General features: G+C 59.1%; 1 protein-coding gene and 1 pseudogene. One reads left to right on the top strand and one right to left on the bottom strand.

The genetic code is table 11. The features are described 5' to 3' along the window. Positions 1-366: site-specific integrase (locus G474_RS21545; protein WP_169729551.1), on the top strand; the 366-nt coding region annotated here is incomplete at its 5' end. A gap of 1 nt (position 367) precedes the next feature. On the opposite strand, the pseudogene G474_RS21540 reads toward G474_RS21545, so the two are convergent. Beyond that, positions 368-973 (bottom strand): annotated as a pseudogene (locus G474_RS21540) (transposase); the annotation flags it as partial. Between the last annotated feature and the right edge of the window lie 215 nt (positions 974-1,188).

The following is a 1,188-nucleotide window of genomic DNA, read 5'->3' as shown; positions in this document are numbered from 1 at the left end:
CTACGGGGCTTTGCCCAGCGGACCCAAGAGACTTACCTGAACTGTGTCAGCAAGCTCGCGAAACACTATGGGCGATCACCGGATACGCTCGACACGGCGGCCATCCAGGCCTATTTGCTGCACCTGATCACCGAACGGAAACTCGCTTACGCCAGCGTCAATCAAGCGGTCTGCGCCATCCGCTTTCTCTTTACCATCGTTCTCGGCCAACGCGATGCCGCCTTCGAGATTCCGATGGCCAAGGTGCCCAAACGCCTGCCGCAGATACTCACGCGTGAAGAAGTCAGCCATCTGCTCGCCCACAGCCGCGACATTCGTGCCCGGACCTTGCTGACCACGGAGCAAGTCAAGATAGTTGTCGCGTGATTCATGCAGCCAACCGTGTTTTATTTTCAGCCTGTAGTTGCTCACGTATGACAACATCGCGCTCAGGATTGAGCGTGACGGCGCCAATCGGTGACCAGTTGCGAGTATTTCCTGACCAACGGGCTGGATTGGCTTCGCGTGCCTGGAGATATGTCTGATGACGTGCAGCCAGGATGGCGATATCTTCCCCTGCATGGCGCTGAGCGGGCGTGACATAGCGGATGCCACTGTGGCGGTGCTCGCCGTTGTACCAGCGTACGAAGTCATGTCCCCAGGAACGAGCCGCTTCCAGATCGGCGAAGCCGCGCGCGGGGAATTCCGGACGGTACTTGGCGGTCTTGAACAACGATTCGACGAAGGCGTTGTCATCGGAGACGCGCGGACGCGAATACGAGGGTTTGACGCCCAGCCAGTGGAGCATGGCCAGCACCGTGGTGGCCTTGAGGGTGCCGTTATCGCCATGTAGTACGGGCTTCTCCGGCATGGCATGGATGCCTTCCGCCAGCGCGGTTCGCTTGAGCAGATGGACGGCATCATCGCTGGCATGAATTTCCCAGCCAACGATCATCCGGCTGTAGAGGTCCATGATCAGGTACAAGTAGAACATCAATGGGGTAAAAGTGTGAGGGCAGGCCGCCGAACCTGTCCGAAAAGTGTTTCGCGGCAAGTTCGTGGCGGCGCTGGCGGGACGGCGGCTTCTTGCCTCGCCAGCCTGTTCTGAATGCCAGCGAGTTATGTCATGTGTGTGATTTGCGAGCCGCCCGGCTTACAATCCCCATAGCCGCCGCCTTCCCGCCGGTTCAGACCAACGAGGTTATCCAC

Source organism: Azovibrio restrictus DSM 23866, from assembly GCF_000429665.1.
In the GTDB taxonomy this organism is placed as follows: Bacteria; Pseudomonadota; Gammaproteobacteria; order Burkholderiales; family Rhodocyclaceae; genus Azovibrio; species Azovibrio restrictus.
Note: the sequence above shows the minus strand (reverse complement) of the source record. Positions and strands in the feature narration are given on the sequence as shown.